This window comes from Paraburkholderia fungorum, from assembly GCF_046026025.1.
Taxonomy (GTDB): Bacteria; Pseudomonadota; Gammaproteobacteria; order Burkholderiales; family Burkholderiaceae; genus Paraburkholderia; species Paraburkholderia fungorum_E.
Map to the genome: position 1 here is coordinate 59,252 of NZ_JAQQFL010000044.1, position 16,539 is coordinate 75,790.

Sequence of the window (16,539 nt, forward strand, 5' to 3'; positions counted from 1 at the left end):
GAAACGGACTTTCAGCGCCGCTGAATCTGTTTGATTTCGACGGCCTTGCTAACGGCTTTCGCTCTGATACGAAACAATCAATTTTTCCAGCGCGGCCCACGTCAGGCGCACAGCGTCCGGCAGGTGCAGGAAGCGTGCGTCGTGATGCAGACCGAGCGTGAAGCTGTACAGTTCGAACAACATCAGTTGCGGATCGGTATCGGCGCGCAGATGCCCTTCTTCCATCGCCTGCGAAATTGCACGAGTGAGCGCCGCACGCCAGATCGTCACGCTCGACACCAGTTGCTCGCGCACCGGGTTGTCCCCGCGATCGTCGTACTCGACCGCGCCGCTGATGTAGATGCAACCAGTGGTGACTTCCTGAATGCGTTTCTCAATCCAGCGGGAGATCATCGCGCGCAAGCGCGGCAATCCACGAGGCTCACGCAAGCTCGGGAAAAACACCTCGTCTTCGAAACGACGGTGATATTCGCGCACGACTTCGACCTGCAAATCCTCGCGTGACCCGAAATGCGCGAACACACCGCTTTTGCTCATCTGCATGCGCTCGGCCAGCAGCCCAATCGTCAGACCTTCCAGTCCGTCGCGGCTTGCCAGATCAAGTGCTGCTTCGAGAATCGCGACTCGTGTTTGTTCGCCTTTTCGCATAGCTTTTTACCGTTCTAATGTGACCGAAAGAAAATCGAACGGCCGTACTATTATTGTGTGCGACCGTCCGCGAAACAAGGACTTTATTAGAAACCGGTTTCTAACCTGGCTTCAATTCTGCGGCATCCGTCAATCAGACGAAGGAGATTTTTTAGAGGCGTTTGCCTTCTCTTATTTCCATTCATTGACACCGCGCCCTTGCGCTTATGTGAGAGAGGTGGGAGCGCTAGTCATAACCCCCCACCGTCAACAGCTTCATCGCCGCCCGGTAAGCCGTGTAGGCCAGCCAGTTGAGCAGCCGCTCGCTGGCCGGACGGGCCTCGTAGCGCGCCTCGTCGATCGGGCGCGAATCCTTGAACGCGGCGAGGATCGCAACGCGCAGCGCGTCGATCGACGGATCGTTGACCAGCACCACGTTGGCTTCGTTGTTGAGCATCAGGCTCAACGCGTCGAGGTTCGAGGAACCGACTGTCCCCCAGTTCGAATCCACCACCGCGACCTTGCCGTGCAGCATGGTTTTCTCGTACTCGGCGATCTGCACGCCAGCCTTGAGTAGCGCGCGATACAGGAACGGCACGGCGTAATCGAGCGCCTTGAACTCCTTGCGCCCGATAATGAGCTTGACGTCGACACCGCGCCGCGCCGCGAATACCAGTGCACGCCGCAGCTTGCGGCCCGGCATGAAGTACGGGTTAGCCAGTAGCACTTCGCTGCGCGCCTGGCCAATTGCGGTCAGATACGCTTTTTCGATGGCGCGGCGGTTGATCAGGTTGTCGCGCGCGACGAAGGCCACACAGGGTTGCCCGCCGGCCCAGAGCGCTTCGTTTCGATTGCGACGCCGGCGGCGCAGCGTGCCGAGCGACGCCATGGTCTTCGGCGCGAGATCGGCTTCGAGAGATTCCGGCGGCCGATGCCCAAGGCGAATCCGCCGCCATTGCACCTCGAACGCCTGGCGGATATCGGCGACTACGGGCCCCTGCAATTCCACCGCGAAATCCCACCGCCGGTATGGCAGCGTCTCACCGTTGTTCTCGTAATCGTCGACGATATTGATGCCGCCGCAATAGCCGAACTGCCCGTCCACCGCCGCGATCTTGCGGTGCGTACGCGAGAAGCCGAAGCGGCCGAACAGATGCGGGTTGTAGATGCGGTGATCGATGCCGGCGAGCGGCCATTCGTTGAACATCGGCAAGCGCGCGGTGCCGATTCCGTCGGTAATCACGCGCACCGTCACACCGCGCGAGGCTGCGCGCAGCAAGGCCGCGCTGACGGCCTCACCCGCGCTGTCGTCACAGAAGATATAGGTTTCGAGAACCACTTCGCTCTGCGCCGCATCGATACGTTCGATCAACGCGGCGAAGAACTCCTCACCGGAACGCAGCAGCTTGACATTGTTGCCGCTGGTAAAACGGTAGCGTTGCCAATAGCGGCGGCCGAGCAGCGATTGCCGGAGTCGCGCGAAACGGCGCGCGCCGCCGACGCTCACCGGGCACGCTCCTCGTGCTGGCCATTGCGGCGCCGAGCAAGCCGCTTCGGCAATTGCAGGATCGCGTCGGCATTCGATGACGAAAAGCAGCGCGAGGCCGCCTCTTCATACGGCAGCCACAGGAACGCCGTGTGCTCGCGTGGCGCGAGCGTCACGTCGACCTGCTCGGGCACTTCCAGGCTGAACCAATGCTCCGTGTTGTGAATAACGCCCTCGGCATAGCGATGCCGGAACTGAGGGTAGATCTCATATTCGATCGCGTACTGCCAGTCGAACAACGCGCTATGCGGCACGAGGGTACTGCCGACCACAATGCCGGTTTCTTCAGCCACTTCACGAACCGCCGTCTCAATGAAAGGCTCGTCGAACTGGTCTTTCGAACCGGTCACCGATTGCCAGAAATCCGCGTGATCGGCGCGCCGGATCAACAGCACGTCGAGGGCGGTCGTATGAATGACGACGAGTACGGATTGCGGGATTTTCGGCGGTTTCGGCATGGCGTAAAAACTGGGCGCAATGCTTGCGCGGTACATGTCGGTAAGTTGTCCGATGAGCGGTCCGGTAAGCGCTCGAGACCGGTTGCATCGACTGTAACGCAAAAAACGAAAAAGGCGCATGACGCGCCTTTTTCGTTTGCTTCCTGCTGTCGTTTTCAGACAGCTTCGGTCTGATCCAGCTTAGACCTTCGGTTCCGGCTGACGCAGACGGATGTGCAATTCGCGCAGCTGGCGCTCGTCCACTTCGCTCGGCGCCTGCGTGAGCAGACACTGCGCGCGTTGCGTTTTCGGGAACGCGATCACGTCGCGGATCGAATCGGCGCCGGCCATCATCGTGATGATGCGGTCCAGACCGAATGCGATACCGCCGTGCGGCGGCGCGCCATATTGCAGCGCGTCGAGCAGGAAGCCGAACTTGGCTTGCGCTTCTTCCGCGTTGATCTTCAGCGCGCGGAACACCTTGCTCTGCACTTCTTCACGGTGGATCCGCACCGAACCGCCGCCGATTTCCCAGCCGTTCAGCACCATGTCGTAGGCCTTGGCGAGGCAGCGCGCCGGATCCGTTTCCAGATACTCGAGGTGCTCGTCTTTCGGGCTCGTGAACGGGTGATGCGCGGCGACGTAGCGGTTGTCTTCCTCGTCGTACTCGAACATCGGGAAGTCGATCACCCACAGCGGCTTCCAGCCGGATTCCACCAAACCGTTGGCCTTGCCGAATTCCGAATGGCCGATCTTCAGACGCAGCGCGCCCAGGCTGTCGTTCACCACCTTCGCGCGATCCGCCGCGAAGAAAATGATGTCGCCGTCTTGTGCGCCGGTGAGCTCGATGATCGCCTTGACGGCTTCGTCGTGCAGGTTCTTGACGATCGGACTTTGCAGACCGTCACGGCCCTTCGCCACTTCGTTGACCTTGATCCACGCCAGGCCCTTCGCGCCGTAGATGCGCACGAATTCCGTGTAGCTGTCGATATCGCCACGCGAGAGCTCGCCGCCCTTCGGCACGCGGATCGCGGCGACGCGGCCGTCTTTCGTGTTGGCCGGCGTGCTGAACACCTTGAAGTCGACGTCCTTGACGGCATCCGTCAGGTCGGTGAATTCAAGCTTGACGCGCAGGTCCGGCTTGTCCGAACCGAAGCGGCGCATGGCTTCCGAGTACTCCATGACCGGGAATTTCTCGGCCAGTTCGACGCCGATCGTTTCCTTGAACACGTGACGGATCATCGCTTCGAACAGATCGCGGATTTCCTGTTCCGACAGGAACGAGGTTTCGCAGTCGATCTGCGTGAATTCCGGCTGACGGTCGGCGCGCAGGTCTTCGTCGCGGAAGCACTTGACGATCTGGTAGTAGCGATCGAAGTTGGCGACCATCAGCAACTGCTTGAACAGTTGCGGCGACTGCGGCAACGCGAAGAACTGGCCCGGGTTGGTACGCGACGGCACGAGGTAATCACGCGCGCCTTCCGGCGTGCTCTTGGTGAGCATCGGCGTTTCGATGTCGATGAAGCCCAGCGAGTCCAGATACTTGCGCACTTCCATCGCGACGCGGTAACGCAGACGCAGGTTGTGCTGCATCTGCGGGCGACGCAGGTCGAGCACGCGATGCGTGAGGCGCGTGGTTTCCGACAGGTTGTCGTCGTCGAGCTGGAACGGCGGCGTGATCGACGGGTTCAGCACGATCAGCTCGTGGCACAGCACCTCGATCTTGCCGCTCTTGAGCGACGCGTTCGTCGTGCCGTCCGGGCGAGCGCGCACCACACCCTTGATCTGCAGGCAGAACTCGTTGCGCACGCCTTCGGCAGTCTTGAACATCTCCGCGCGATCCGGATCGCAGACGACCTGAACGAGGCCTTCACGGTCGCGCAGGTCGATGAAGATGACGCCGCCATGGTCACGGCGGCGGCTTACCCAGCCGCACAGCGAGACGGATTGGCCCAGCAGTTCTTCGGTCACCAGACCACAGTATTCAGATCTCATCGACATGATGTTTGTCTTTCGTTTTGCATTAGTTGAACGGGTGCGCAGTAATCAGGCATGGCTTGAAACGCTGCGCACCGGCATTACAGCGGAGGCTCGACTGTCGTGCGGCGCACCGGCGCCGGCGGCGCGGACGGGGCCACGACGCCCATCGAGACGATGTACTTGAGCGCGGCGTCGACCGTCATGTCGAGTTCGATCACTTCGCTCCTCGGCACCATCAGGAAGAAGCCGGACGTTGGATTCGGCGTAGTCGGCACATACACGCTGACGTGATCTTCTTTCAGGTGGTTGACCACGTCGCCGCCCGGAATGCCGGTCAGAAACGCAATCGTATAGGAACCGCGGCGCGGGTACTCGATCAGGAGCGCCTTGCGAAACGCATTGCCGCTGCTCGACAACAAGGTGTCCGACACCTGCTTCACGCTGGTGTAGATCGGGCCGACCACCGGAATGTGAGCGACCACGACTTCCCACCACTTCACGAGCTTCTGGCCGATGAAGTTTTGCGTCAACAGCCCGACGACAAAGATAAACGCCAGCGTCAGCACCGCACCGAGACCCGGCAAACGGAAGCCGAACAGGCGTTCCGGTTGCCAGGCGCCCGGCAACAGCAACAGCGTCTGGTCCATCGTGCCGATGATCAGGCCGAGCACCCACAGTGTGATAGCCAGAGGCACCAGCACCAGCAGGCCAGTCAGAAACACCGATTTGAGCGTCGTTTTTTTCGTCGTCATGTGTACCGCCAGAAAGCCGCGCGAGCCGATATTCGACGCGCGGCGTGTACGCCGCCCCTGAGGACGGCAGTCCCACTAGGCGCTGCCGGAACCGCTCGAACTCGCCGATGCGGCGGGTGCGGCAGCGGGCGCAGCAGGCGTTGCGGCTGCACCCGGTGAAGCGGCGGCGGCCGTGCCGTTGGCCGAAGCCGTGTCGGATTTCGCCGCGCCGTCATTGCCGGCCGCGGCGTTTTCGCCCGAATTCGCATTCGAGCTGCCATTCGCGTCGGGCTTGGCCGGCGCGTTCGCGCCGCCGTTACCGCCGCGGAAATCGGTTACATACCAGCCGGAGCCCTTCAACTGGAAACCGGCTGCAGTCACCTGCTTGCGAAAGGTGTCTTTCCCGCACTCGGGACACTGCGTCAACTGGGGGTCGCTCATCTTCTGAAGCACGTCCTTCCCGAAGCCGCATGACTCGCAACGATAAGCGTAAATCGGCATGAACTTTCCCTACTGAAATCTTGTAAACGCTTGCAAAGCTTTGAATTATAGCCGTATATGGCTAGACACCCGTGAATTTCGGGGACAAACGCCGGACACAGCCGCCGCTCACCTAAATGGGGGCGGCGGCTATCGAATCAAGTGCGCCTCGAGCATGCGTCAAACGCGGTGAAGCCGCACTCAAGCACGACGACGCCAGGTCATCCAGCGCTCGCGGCCAGCAAAAACAGCAATCGAGTCGTTCACGGCTTCATCTTCGATCAGGTCGAAGTGCGGCGTGAGCAACGCGTCGAGTTCAGCGCGCTCAATGCCGAACGGCGGCCCTTTCGGCGTCGCGCCGATGAAAAAGAAACCCGCCAGCAGCGCGCCCACAGGCAACAACGCGGCCATCCGTTGCGCATAGTCTGGACGGCGCGCCACCGGCAGCGCGCAGAGGAACGCACGCTCGTAGATCCACTCCGGCGTAAACGGCGGTTCATAGGTGAAAAAGTCAGCTTGCTCGACCAGTTGCGCATGTTGCGCACCCAATTGCGCGCGCGCCGCCGCGACGGCGGCTGACGAGAAATCGATCGCCCGCACCGGGTTGCCCTGCCCGGCCAACCAGAGCGCCTCGTAGGCACTACCGCAGCCGGGTATCAGCACGGCGGCGCCGCTGTACCGGTTAGCGAAAGACTGGAACGCCGACGGTACGCCCGCCTGATCCCACGGCGTGTGGTGGCGCTCGAAGCGTTCGTTCCAGAACTCCGGCGAATTGGGATCGCGGCTTGCAAAGTCGGAGGCGGAAGGCTGGGTCGGATCGCTCATGGAATACCTAATGTGGGTCCGGATTACGCGCCGTAGGCGAACGCCAGAAACGCCCGCGCCGCCACCGCACCGACGCCGACCGCCACGCCGAACAGCAGCAGCCCTTGCAGCAACCGGTTGGTGCGTTTCTGTTCTAACAGAATCTGGCGAATCATCTCGTCGTTCGCGCCGCGCGTGTTGTCGTGACGCTCAGCCAGCACGTGATGAATCAGGCGCGGCAACTGCGGCAACGTTTTGCTCCACTGCGGCGCCTCGATCTTCAGCCGCTCGTACCAGCCGCGCAGGCCGATCTGCTCATTCATCCAGCGTTCGAGATAGGGCTTGGCCGTCTTCCACAAGTCCAGTTCAGGATCGAGCGAGCGGCCAAGCCCTTCTACGTTCAGCATGGTCTTCTGCAGCAGCACCAGTTGCGGCTGGATTTCCACGTTGAAACGGCGCGAGGTCGAAAACAGGCGCATCAACACCTGGCCGAGCGAAATATCCTTCAACGCGCGGTCAAAATAGGGCTCGCAAACCGCGCGGATCGCGCTTTCCAGTTCTTCGACCCGGGTAGTAGGCGGCACCCAGCCGGACTCCAGATGCAGCGTGGCGACGCGGTGGTAGTCACGCTTGAAGAAAGCGAGGAAATTCTGCGCGAGATAGTTTTTATCGAAATCCGACAGCGCGCCGATGATGCCGAAGTCGAGCGCGATATAGCGGCCGAAATGCGCCGGATCGAGGCTCACCTGAATATTGCCCGGGTGCATGTCGGCGTGGAAAAAACCATCGCGGAACACCTGGGTGAAGAAGATCTCGACGCCTTCGCGCGCCAGCTTCGGAATATCGACGCCCGCCGCGCGCAGAGTCTCCACCTGGCTGATCGGCACCCCGACCATGCGCTCCATCACCAGCACCGTGGGTGTGCAGAACTCCCAATACATCTCCGGCACCAGCAGCAGATCGAGCCCCGCGAAGTTGCGGCGCAACTGGCTGCCGTTGGCCGCCTCGCGCATCAGATCGAGTTCGTCGTGCAGATACTTGTCGAATTCGGCCACCACCTCGCGCGGCTTGAGGCGCTTGCCGTCGGCCCACAGGCGCTCGGCCCACACCGCGATATCGCGCAGCAACGCCAGGTCGGAGTCGATCACCGGCAGCATATTCGGCCGCAGCACCTTTACGGCGACCGACTTGCCCGCGTGCTGCCCGGCTTTCACCTTCGCGAAGTGAACCTGCGCGATCGATGCACTCGCCACCGGCACCCGCTCGAAATCGTCGAACAGCACGTCGACCGGGGCGCCGAGCGACTTCTCGACCAGCCCTATCGCCACCGCCGAATCGAACGGTGGGACCTGATCCTGCAGTTTGGCCAGTTCATTGGCGATATCGACCGGCAGCAGATCTCGCCGCGTGGACAGCACCTGGCCGAACTTGACGAAGATCGGCCCAAGGCTTTCGAGCGCGAGCCGCAAGCGCACGCCCGGCGGGGCCTCGAACTTGCGGCCGATGGTGGTGATACGCAGCAATAGACGCACACGCCGGTCGTTGACGCGACTCAGCATCATCTCGTCGAGACCGAATCGAATGACCGTGAAGAAAATCTTGAGGAAACGCAGAAAACGCATAGTGGTGCCCGGTGACTAGCGCGTGCCGCGCGACGTGGCGGCGGCGCCCGGCGCATCAGCGCCGCGGGCTTCGACCTTCTGTTCGAGACGCTCGATGCGCTTTTCCACGCGCGCCAAAGCATCGCGGGCGCGGGCCAATTCGACGTTGAAGTCTTCCAGCGCGGCGCTGCGCACCAGTTGTGGATTCTCATCGAGGAGATATTCGGCGGCTGTGTCGAGCAGATTGCGCCCGGTACGCCGCGCGTGTTCGCCAACTGTACGCACGACCGACGCGACCCGCCACGCCGGACCGTCGCCGATCAGCTTGGCGAGATCCTCTTCCGGCTCCCAGCGCAGATGCTCGGCGAGCTTGGCGATAACGGTTGCAAACTCCGCGTCGCCTTCGATCTTCACGTGCTTCATCACGCCTGCCTGGCCGCCTTGTACGAAGGCCGGCAGCGCATCGGACGGCACGGAGATGGTCACGTCGAACTGCGGCGTATCGGTTTCGTCGACCGCACCCAGATAGCCGTCCGGTTGCACCAGCAGCATCAGCGTAACCGGTGGACAGGACAGCCTGGCGGTCTTGCCCGCGTACGGGGCGAGGCGCTCTCGGGCCCACGATTCGCGGGCGAGCAGGTGATTGACGGCAGCAGCGAAAGGCTTGGCGGCGAGGGTCATTGAGAGTGGCAAGAAAAAACCCGCGCGGGCGAGGTGCCCGCGCGGGTTCCTATTGTAACGTCCGTTCGCTTCGCGGCCTGCTATGCCGAACGGCCAATGCTGTGTGCAAAGTCAAGGCGCGCAGCGCTGCCCCGGCTCTGTGCCGCTGCAGCCTCAGTGCTGCACCACCTGCTGAATGCCGGCCAGCAGCCAGCCTTCACCCGCCCGGTTCGACTTCGTCAGGTTCCAGACCTCGACGAACGGCTCAGCCGCCGCGCCCGCCGATTCGCGGATCAAGCCGGAGAAGCGCACGCTGGCCAGATATTCGCTCGCGCGCTCTTCGACACCCAGCAACTCCGCGTTCAGCTGCACCACGTCCGTCTGATTGGATTCGGCGCCGCGCGACGACAGATCGACCTTCACTTCCGCGAACATTTCCGGTGTGGTGAATTCGCGGATGTCTTCCGTGTTGCCCACGTCCCACGCGGCTTGCAGGCGTACGAAGTACACCTTGGCATTACGCAGGAACGCTTCCGAATCGAAGCCTGCCGGCACAATCGGGGCAGCGTTGACGGACGGCGTGCTCAGCGGGTTGCCTTGCGGTTCGAGGTACGAGCCGGTAGACGGCGCGTTGTAACGCGGTTCCTGCGTATAGCCGGTGCCACCCGCATTCAGTGACGGCGAGCCGCCCGCGTAAGCCGGTTGAGCCGTAGCGCGCTTGCGGCCCATGAAGCGGCGGACCAGCCAGATACCGATCATCGCGAGGACCGCAATTACGATGATGTTGGCCATGGCGCCTGCGAACGCGCCACCCAGGCCGAAGTGCGACAACAGCGCCGCGATACCCAGGCCGGCCGCGAGACCGGCGATCGGCCCCAGCCAGCGCGAACGGTTAGGCGCCGCGGCCGGCGTCGGCGCGGGCGCCGGCGACGGCTGTGCGCGCTGCTGCATGGCCTGATTGCTTTGGGAAGGTTGCGACGGAGCGGACTGCTGCTGAACCGTGTTCGACTGACGGCCAATACTACGGCCACCGCCCATGCGGCGAGCTTCCGCATCGAGCGAGGCGAGAGAGCCGGCCATGATCAGACCGACCATCGCGATCAGTCCGATTCTTCTCACCAACGACCGCTTAACCTTACGGGGAGATAACACGCCTGAATCGGACATTTTCGTACTTTCCTTTAAAAATCGATGGGTTAGGAACCCTAGTATTTGGTCCCTACATGTAAAGCTACCACGCCAGCTGACAAATTGTAATATTTGACGCCGTCCAGGCCCGCTTGTTCCATCATTGTTTTTAAAGTTTCCTGGTCCGGATGCATCCGGATCGATTCCGCCAGGTAGCGGTAGCTCTCGGCGTCCTTCGCAAAACGGTCGCCGAGCCACGGCAGCACCTTGAACGAATAGACGTCGTAGACCTTTTTAAGCGGATCCCACACCTTCGAGAACTCCAGCACCAGCAGACGGCCTGCCGGCTTCAACACGCGACGCATTTCGGCTAACGCGACATCCTTGTGGGTCATGTTGCGCAAGCCGAACGCCACGGTCACCACGTCGAAGTAATTGTCGGGAAAGGGGATCTTTTCGGCGTCGCAGAGCAGCGCCGGCGTGATGACGCCCTTATCCAGCAGGCGGTCGCGGCCCACGCGCAGCATCGATTCGTTGATGTCGGTGTGCCAGACTTCACCGGTTTCGCCGGCCTGCTTGGCGAACGCCTTCGACAGATCGCCCGTGCCCCCCGCAATATCGAGCACCTTGAAGCCCGGCCGGACGTTGGCCTGGGCGATCGTGAACATCTTCCACGCCCGGTGCAACCCGCCCGACATCAGGTCGTTCATCAAGTCGTAGTTGGAGGCGACCGAGTGGAACACGCCCGCCACCTTCTGCGCTTTATCCTGTTCGTCGACCGATTGAAAGCCGAAGTGGGTTTTGCTCATCGCGCTCGTCCTTTCGCGTATTCTGAAATGTTGCGCCGCATCAGTGCGGCGATCAGGGCGAATCGTATCAGTGACAGTGCCCGTGTGCAGCACCGGCTGGCGCCATCGGGGCGTCGCGGTCGGCGCCGGCTGCCTGAAGTTTGGCGAGATAATCGCGCCAGAGTTCATCCTGACGCACAGCCATGTCGTGCAGCAGGTCCCAGGAGTAGATGCCGGTGGCGTGCCCGTCGGAGAAAGTCGGCTGTAACGCATAGTTGCCGACACCTTCGATCATCTTGATCGTGACGTCGCGCTTACCGGTTTGCAGCGTCTCCTGCCCCGGCCCGTGGCCCATCACTTCGGCTGACGGCGAATACACGCGCAGCAGTTCGAACGGCAGGCGGTACGTTTCGCCGTTTGCGTATTGCAATTCAAGCACGCGCGATTTGGAATGCACGACTACGCCGGTCGGCACCGGGGTATCGGGAGTCAGTCCAGCCATGATGACCTCATAAGAAAACGCCGTGCCGCTACCGGTTTTCCCGGCCCCTTCGGAGGGCCGGCGCGAAGCGGCGGGTTGTGGGGCATGGGTCGTACGCCGGGTAGCCCAGGTTTTCGCCGCCCGTTGGCGAGCCCGGCGCGCTGCGGCAGATTCCGGCGCGCTCAGCCCAGAGCTTGTTCGATTTCCTGCCGCACCGCTTCGCGCAGCAAGGTGGCTTGCGCTCGACGCGACGACAGCATGGCCTCGGACACCGTGCGCTGGCGCGGCGCCCAGATCGGCAACGGAAAGTGCGCGTCGTTCGAAAAACGCGGAATCACGTGCCAATGCACGTGCGGCACCTGGTTGCCGAGGCTCGCCAGGTTGACCTTCACCGGCTGAAGAATGCGCCGGATCGCGCGCTCGACCGCGTACACGGCCTGCATCACCCGATCGCGCTCGGTCTCGGCGAGATCGGAAAACTCGGCGACATGCGCGTTCCAGATCACCCGGCAAAAACCCGGGTAATCGTGTTCGTCGGCGAGGACGACACGCAGCGTATCGTCCTGCCACAGCACATCGCCGCCTTCTTCACGGCAAAAAACGCAGTCCATCGTTGTCCTCAGGCAGGAATCGTCAGTCGTGCCATTAAACCAGCACGCGCTCGATTCCGCCATTGTTGGCCCGCTGGACGTAGTCCGACATCCAGTCTTCGCCCAGCACGTGACGCGCCATTTCGACGACGATGTAGTCCGCCTCGGTGCCCGCGTCCTCGTTGTAGCGCGACAGCCCTTGCAGGCAGGACGGGCAACTCGTCAGGATCTTGACGTCGGTGGCGCCGTCCGGTTGCGCCCCGTTGCCCGCCTTGGGCACCGGGCCATTCGGCGCAACGGCCACGCCAGCCGGCGCATTGGCCGCATCGATCCCGTTCGCGCCCGTCTCGGCCACCAACGGTATGCCACGCAGCTTGGCCGCGCCCTTGCGCATCTCCTCTTCCTTGCGGAAGCGGACTTGCGTCGAAATGTCCGGGCGCGTCACCGCGAGTGTGCCGGACTCGCCACAGCAGCGATCGTTCTTCTCGATCTTGTAGCCGTCCTTCTCCGAACCCATCAACTGATTGACGAGCTTGACCGGGTCCATCGTCTTGATCGGGGAATGGCACGGGTCGTGGTACATGTAGCGCACGCCGTTCACGCCTTCGAGTTTGATACCCTTCTCGAGCAGGAACTCGTGGATGTCGATGATCCGGCAGCCCGGGAAGATCTTTTCGAATTCGTAGCCGGCGAGCTGGTCGTAGCACGTGCCGCACGACACCACCACCGTCTTGATGTCGAGGTAGTTCAGCGTATTCGCCACGCGGTGGAACAGCACGCGGTTGTCCGTGACGATCTGCTCGGCCTTGTCGAACTGGCCCGAACCGCGCTGCGGATAGCCGCAACACAGGTAACCCGGCGGCAGCACGGTTTGTACGCCCGCTTCCCACAACATGGCCTGCGTCGCCAGCCCCACTTGCGAGAACAGCCGCTCGGAGCCGCAGCCCGGGAAGTAGAACACTGCTTCCGTGTCAGCCGTGGTCGTCTTCGGATTGCGGATGATCGGGACGATCTTGTTGTCCTCGATATCCAGTAGCGCGCGGGCGGTCTTCTTGGGCAGATTGCCCGGCATCTTCTTGTTCATGAAGTGGATCACCTGCTGCGTGACCGGCGGCTTGCCGACGGTGGCCGGCGGGTGCGCCGTCTGCTTCTTCGTGAACTTCTTCAGCACGTCGTTGCCGAGGCGCTGCGCCTTGTAGCCAATGCCCATCATCGCGGTGCGCGCGAGGTTGATGGTCTGCGGGTTAGTCGCATTCAGGAAGAACATGCCGGCCGCGTTGCCCGGATTGAACTTCTTCTTGCCCATCTTGCGCAGCAGGTTGCGCATGTTCATCGTTACGTCGCCGAAGTCGATCTTCACCGGGCACGGCGTCACGCATTTGTGACAGACCGTGCAGTGATCGGCGACGTCGTTGAACTCGTCCCAGTGCTTGATCGACACGCCGCGGCGGGTCTGCTCTTCGTACAGGAACGCCTCGACCAGCAAGGAGGTCGCGAGAATCTTGTTGCGCGGGCTGTACAGCAGGTTCGCGCGCGGCACGTGGGTCGCGCACACCGGCTTGCACTTGCCGCAACGCAAACAGTCCTTGATCGACTCGGAAATCGCGCCGATATCGGACTGCTGCATGATCAGCGATTCATAGCCCATCAGGCCGAAGCTCGGCGTGTAGGCGTTGCGCAGATCCGCGCCTGCGAGCAGCTTGCCCGCGTTGAAGCGACCATGCGGATCGACGCGCTGCTTGTACGCGCGGAATTCGCCGATTTCCTCGTCGGTCAGGAATTCGAGCTTGGTAATGCCGATGCCGTGCTCGCCGGAAATCACGCCGTCGAGCGAACGCGCCAGCTTCATGATGCGTGCGACCGCCGTGTGGGCGTCCTGCAGCATCTCGTAGTTGTCGGAGTTGACCGGCAGGTTGGTGTGAACGTTGCCGTCGCCCGCGTGCATGTGCAGCGCGACGAACACGCGGCCACGCAGCACCTTCTTGTGGATCGCCTGGGCTTCTTCGAGGATCGGCTTGAATTCGCCGCCGTTGAAGATCTGACGGAGTTCCGCGCGGATTTCCTGCTTCCAGGACACGCGAATCGTACGGTCCTGCGTGATGTGGAAGACACTCGCATCCGGCTGCACGTCGGCGCGATCGGCGAACTTCTCCGCCAGCGCTTCGTAGCCGAGGCCGACCAGATAGTGCTGCGCCTCGCGCAAGGACAGATCGAGCTTGTCGCGCAGGAATTCCCAGCGCGTACGCACTTTTTTCAGCAGATCGAGCGCCTGTTGCACGCGATCTTCGAGCAACTCCGCGCTGGGGATTTCGTTCGCGTCGTCGCTCTTGCCGAGCGGCAGCTTGCCGCCCTTGAAGAACGCTTCGAGCGCGTCGACCAGTTGCAGCTTGTTCTTGATCGACAGTTCGATATTGATGCGTTCGATGCCGTCGGTGTACTCGCCCATCCGGTCGAGCGGGATCACCACGTCTTCGTTGATCTTGAACGCGTTGGTGTGCTTGGCAATCGCCGCGGTACGGCTGCGGTCGAGCCAGAAACGCTTGCGCGCCTCGGCGTTGACGGCGACGAAACCTTCGCCGCTCTTGCCATTGGCCATGCGCACGACTTCCGAGGTCGCTTGCGCCACGGCGTCCGCATCGTCGCCGACGATGTCGCCGATCAGCACCATCTTCGGAAACGCGTTGCGCTTGCTCTTGGTCGCGTAGCCGACCGCGCGCAGATAGCGTTCGTCCAGATGCTCGAGGCCGGCGAGAATCGCGCCGCCCTGCTTCGACGTTTCGAACAGATAGTCCTTGATCTCGACGATGCTCGGAATCGCTTCACGGGCCTGACCGAAGAACTCGAGGCAGACCGTACGTGTATGCGCCGGCATTTTGTGCAGCACCCAGCGCGCCGACGTGATCAGACCGTCGCAGCCTTCCTTCTGCACGCCCGGCAGACCAGCGAGGAATTTGTCGGTTACGTCCTTGCCGAGACCTTCCTTGCGGAACACACGGCCCTTGATGTCGAGCGCCTGCGTGCGCAGCAGCTTTTCGCCGGGTGCGTGGCTGCCATCGAACCACTTCAGCTCGAAACGCGCGACTTCGATGTCGTGAATCTTGCCGAGGTTGTGGTCCAGACGCGTGACTTCGAGCCAGTTCCCTTCCGGGTCGACCATGCGCCACCAGGCGAGGTTGTCGAGCGCCGTGCCCCACAGCACCGCCTTCTTGCCACCCGCGTTCATCGCGACGTTGCCGCCGACACAGGATGCATCCAGCGAGGTCGGGTCCACCGCGAAGACATAGCCGGCCTGTTCAGCCGCCTCGGTCACGCGGCGCGTCACGACGCCTGCGCCGGAGAAAATCGTCGGCACCTTGCGATCGACGCCCGGCAGTTCGGTCAATTCGACTGCACCGAGCTGTTCGAGCTTTTCCGTGTTGATGACGGCCGAGAACGGCGTGAGCGGCACCGCGCCGCCCGTGTAGCCCGTGCCGCCGCCACGCGGAATCACCGTCAGACCGAGCTCGAAACAGGCCTTGATCATGCCGGCGATCTCGGCTTCGGTATCCGGCGTCAGCACGACGAACGGGTACTCGACGCGCCAGTCGGTCGCGTCGGTCACGTGCGAAACGCGGGACAAGCCGTCGAACTTGATGTTGTCTTTCTCGGTGACGCGGCCCAGCACCTTGTTCGCGCGACGGCGCAGATCGAAGGTCTTCTGGAACTCGCTCTCGAAATCGTCGACGGCGCGGCGCGCAGCCGCCACCAGCGTTTCAACGCGAGCCGCCCGATCGATGCCCGCTTCATCGCCGTGCGCGACCAGATCGGCGCGACGGCGCTTTTCAATCTCGCTCAGACGATGGTGCAGCGCCTCGATCAGCAGCGCACGGCGCTTCGGATTGTCGAGCAGGTCGTCTTGCAGGTAAGGATTGCGGCGCACGACCCAGATGTCGCCGAGCACTTCGTACAGCATCCGCGCCGAACGGCCGGTGCGGCGTTCCGCGCGCAGTTCGGCCAAAGCCGCCCAGGCTTCGTCGCCAAGCAGACGGATAACGATTTCACGGTCGGAGAACGACGTGTAGTTGTAGGGAATTTCGCGCAGACGCGCTTCGGGATCGGCGGCCACCGCGTTGGCGGCCCCGTGCGGATCGAAAACTTGAGGTGCGTTCATGTTCGGACGACTCGGTGGGTCAACCGGGCGCGCTCACTGGTGAGGCGTCGGCGGACGGTGCGCGTGGGGCGCAATGCTGGAAATCTTCTTGGGGAGCGAAGCCCAACCGACGGCCTACCCACATCGGTCGCTTCACGGCACTCAGAGACAGCTACACGATCGCGCGTGGCGGAGGTGCCGCTGACGGACGTGACGCTCCGCCGCGGGGCAAGACTCACGCGGGACGGGCATCAAGTGGGCGATCCGAGGCTGCCAGTGCATCTTCCGATCCTTATTCCAAAATGGAATTCTACCTTATGATCCGGCCGCGCGTTGACGCCCGAAATCGGAGCGGTGACGGGGTTTTGCGCGTTTTTGGGTAGAACCGCGCCGCACGTGCACGCGAAGAATTCCCAGACCGAACGGTCGGGCGGCCTCTTGCCGACGACGCCCGGGCGTACGCCGAGGGTTTGGTGAAGGCCAGAGCGCGCACCGTTGGCGCTATCATTGACCCTTTCCCGTCTCACAAAGCGCACCGCGCCACCCGCATGGCTTCC

14 protein-coding genes are annotated in these 16,539 nt (G+C 62.4%); all 14 read right to left on the reverse strand.

Translation table 11 applies throughout. The features are described from left to right. Positions 1–48 precede the first annotated feature (48 nt). The 14 genes from PQR67_RS34005 to PQR67_RS34070 all read right to left on the reverse strand — a co-directional run bounded on the left by PQR67_RS34005 (position 49) and on the right by PQR67_RS34070 (position 16,003). Positions 49–648, reverse strand: coding sequence for a TetR/AcrR family transcriptional regulator (locus PQR67_RS34005; protein ID WP_046566835.1), 600 nt, complete (start codon positions 646–648; stop codon positions 49–51). 226 nt (positions 649–874) lie between these two features. Further along, positions 875–2,134: a cardiolipin synthase ClsB gene (clsB, locus tag PQR67_RS34010; protein WP_408467182.1), complete on the reverse strand. Its 1,260-nt coding sequence runs from the start codon at positions 2,132–2,134 to the stop codon at positions 875–877. Further along, positions 2,131–2,631, reverse strand: a complete 501-nt coding sequence (nudB, locus tag PQR67_RS34015) for a dihydroneopterin triphosphate diphosphatase (RefSeq protein WP_408467196.1) — start codon at positions 2,629–2,631, stop codon at positions 2,131–2,133. Before nudB ends, clsB begins: the two co-directional genes overlap by 4 nt. 180 nt (positions 2,632–2,811) lie before the next feature. After that, positions 2,812–4,611: an aspartate--tRNA ligase gene (aspS, locus tag PQR67_RS34020; RefSeq protein WP_408467183.1), complete on the reverse strand. Its 1,800-nt coding sequence runs from the start codon at positions 4,609–4,611 to the stop codon at positions 2,812–2,814. Between the two features lie 77 nt (positions 4,612–4,688). Next, positions 4,689–5,342, reverse strand: a complete 654-nt coding sequence (locus PQR67_RS34025; protein WP_408467184.1) for a DUF502 domain-containing protein — start codon at positions 5,340–5,342, stop codon at positions 4,689–4,691. 75 nt (positions 5,343–5,417) lie between these two features. Next, complete coding sequence (locus tag PQR67_RS34030; RefSeq protein WP_408467185.1) at positions 5,418–5,822, reverse strand: FmdB family zinc ribbon protein; 405 nt, start codon at positions 5,820–5,822, stop codon at positions 5,418–5,420. Positions 5,823–6,002: 180 nt separating this feature from the next. Further along, positions 6,003–6,626, reverse strand: a complete 624-nt coding sequence (locus PQR67_RS34035) for a class I SAM-dependent methyltransferase (RefSeq protein WP_408467186.1) — start codon at positions 6,624–6,626, stop codon at positions 6,003–6,005. Between the two features lie 23 nt (positions 6,627–6,649). Further along, complete coding sequence (ubiB, locus tag PQR67_RS34040; protein ID WP_408467187.1) at positions 6,650–8,227, reverse strand: ubiquinone biosynthesis regulatory protein kinase UbiB; 1,578 nt, start codon at positions 8,225–8,227, stop codon at positions 6,650–6,652. A gap of 15 nt (positions 8,228–8,242) precedes the next feature. Next, complete coding sequence (locus tag PQR67_RS34045; RefSeq protein WP_408467188.1) at positions 8,243–8,887, reverse strand: ubiquinone biosynthesis accessory factor UbiJ; 645 nt, start codon at positions 8,885–8,887, stop codon at positions 8,243–8,245. A 153-nt stretch (positions 8,888–9,040) separates the two neighbouring features. Next, positions 9,041–10,033 carry a Tim44 domain-containing protein gene (locus tag PQR67_RS34050; protein ID WP_408467189.1) on the reverse strand — a complete coding sequence of 331 codons (993 nt, stop codon included), beginning with the start codon at positions 10,031–10,033 and terminating at the stop codon, positions 9,041–9,043. A 38-nt stretch (positions 10,034–10,071) separates the two neighbouring features. Continuing rightward, positions 10,072–10,803 (reverse strand): bifunctional demethylmenaquinone methyltransferase/2-methoxy-6-polyprenyl-1,4-benzoquinol methylase UbiE, encoded by a 732-nt coding sequence (gene ubiE, locus PQR67_RS34055; protein ID WP_408467190.1) that lies wholly within the window; start codon positions 10,801–10,803, stop codon positions 10,072–10,074. A 67-nt stretch (positions 10,804–10,870) separates the two neighbouring features. Next, positions 10,871–11,284, reverse strand: a complete 414-nt coding sequence (locus tag PQR67_RS34060) for a gamma-butyrobetaine hydroxylase family protein (protein WP_408467191.1) — start codon at positions 11,282–11,284, stop codon at positions 10,871–10,873. Between the two features lie 161 nt (positions 11,285–11,445). Continuing rightward, positions 11,446–11,874 carry an HIT family protein gene (locus PQR67_RS34065; protein ID WP_408467192.1) on the reverse strand — a complete coding sequence of 143 codons (429 nt, stop codon included), beginning with the start codon at positions 11,872–11,874 and terminating at the stop codon, positions 11,446–11,448. 34 nt (positions 11,875–11,908) lie between these two features. Beyond that, positions 11,909–16,003 (reverse strand): DUF3683 domain-containing protein, encoded by a 4,095-nt coding sequence (locus PQR67_RS34070; protein ID WP_408467193.1) that lies wholly within the window; start codon positions 16,001–16,003, stop codon positions 11,909–11,911. Positions 16,004–16,539 lie beyond the last annotated feature (536 nt).

What these genes read in the sequence shown, in the direction of transcription:
- PQR67_RS34050 (WP_408467189.1), bottom strand. Translation starts at nt 10,033, where the DNA reads ATGTCCGATTCAGGCGTGTTATCTCCCCGTAAGGTTAAGCGGTCGTTG.
- ubiE (WP_408467190.1), bottom strand. Translation starts at nt 10,803, where the DNA reads ATGAGCAAAACCCACTTCGGCTTTCAATCGGTCGACGAACAGGATAAA.
- PQR67_RS34045 (WP_408467188.1), bottom strand. Translation starts at nt 8,887, where the DNA reads ATGACCCTCGCCGCCAAGCCTTTCGCTGCTGCCGTCAATCACCTGCTC.
- PQR67_RS34025 (WP_408467184.1), bottom strand. Translation starts at nt 5,342, where the DNA reads ATGACGACGAAAAAAACGACGCTCAAATCGGTGTTTCTGACTGGCCTG.
- PQR67_RS34005 (WP_046566835.1), bottom strand. Translation starts at nt 648, where the DNA reads ATGCGAAAAGGCGAACAAACACGAGTCGCGATTCTCGAAGCAGCACTT.
- ubiB (WP_408467187.1), bottom strand. Translation starts at nt 8,227, where the DNA reads ATGCGTTTTCTGCGTTTCCTCAAGATTTTCTTCACGGTCATTCGATTC.
- PQR67_RS34060 (WP_408467191.1), bottom strand. Translation starts at nt 11,284, where the DNA reads ATGGCTGGACTGACTCCCGATACCCCGGTGCCGACCGGCGTAGTCGTG.
- aspS (WP_408467183.1), bottom strand. Translation starts at nt 4,611, where the DNA reads ATGTCGATGAGATCTGAATACTGTGGTCTGGTGACCGAAGAACTGCTG.
- PQR67_RS34065 (WP_408467192.1), bottom strand. Translation starts at nt 11,874, where the DNA reads ATGGACTGCGTTTTTTGCCGTGAAGAAGGCGGCGATGTGCTGTGGCAG.
- nudB (WP_408467196.1), bottom strand. Translation starts at nt 2,631, where the DNA reads ATGCCGAAACCGCCGAAAATCCCGCAATCCGTACTCGTCGTCATTCAT.
- PQR67_RS34070 (WP_408467193.1), bottom strand. Translation starts at nt 16,003, where the DNA reads ATGAACGCACCTCAAGTTTTCGATCCGCACGGGGCCGCCAACGCGGTG.
- PQR67_RS34030 (WP_408467185.1), bottom strand. Translation starts at nt 5,822, where the DNA reads ATGCCGATTTACGCTTATCGTTGCGAGTCATGCGGCTTCGGGAAGGAC.
- PQR67_RS34035 (WP_408467186.1), bottom strand. Translation starts at nt 6,626, where the DNA reads ATGAGCGATCCGACCCAGCCTTCCGCCTCCGACTTTGCAAGCCGCGAT.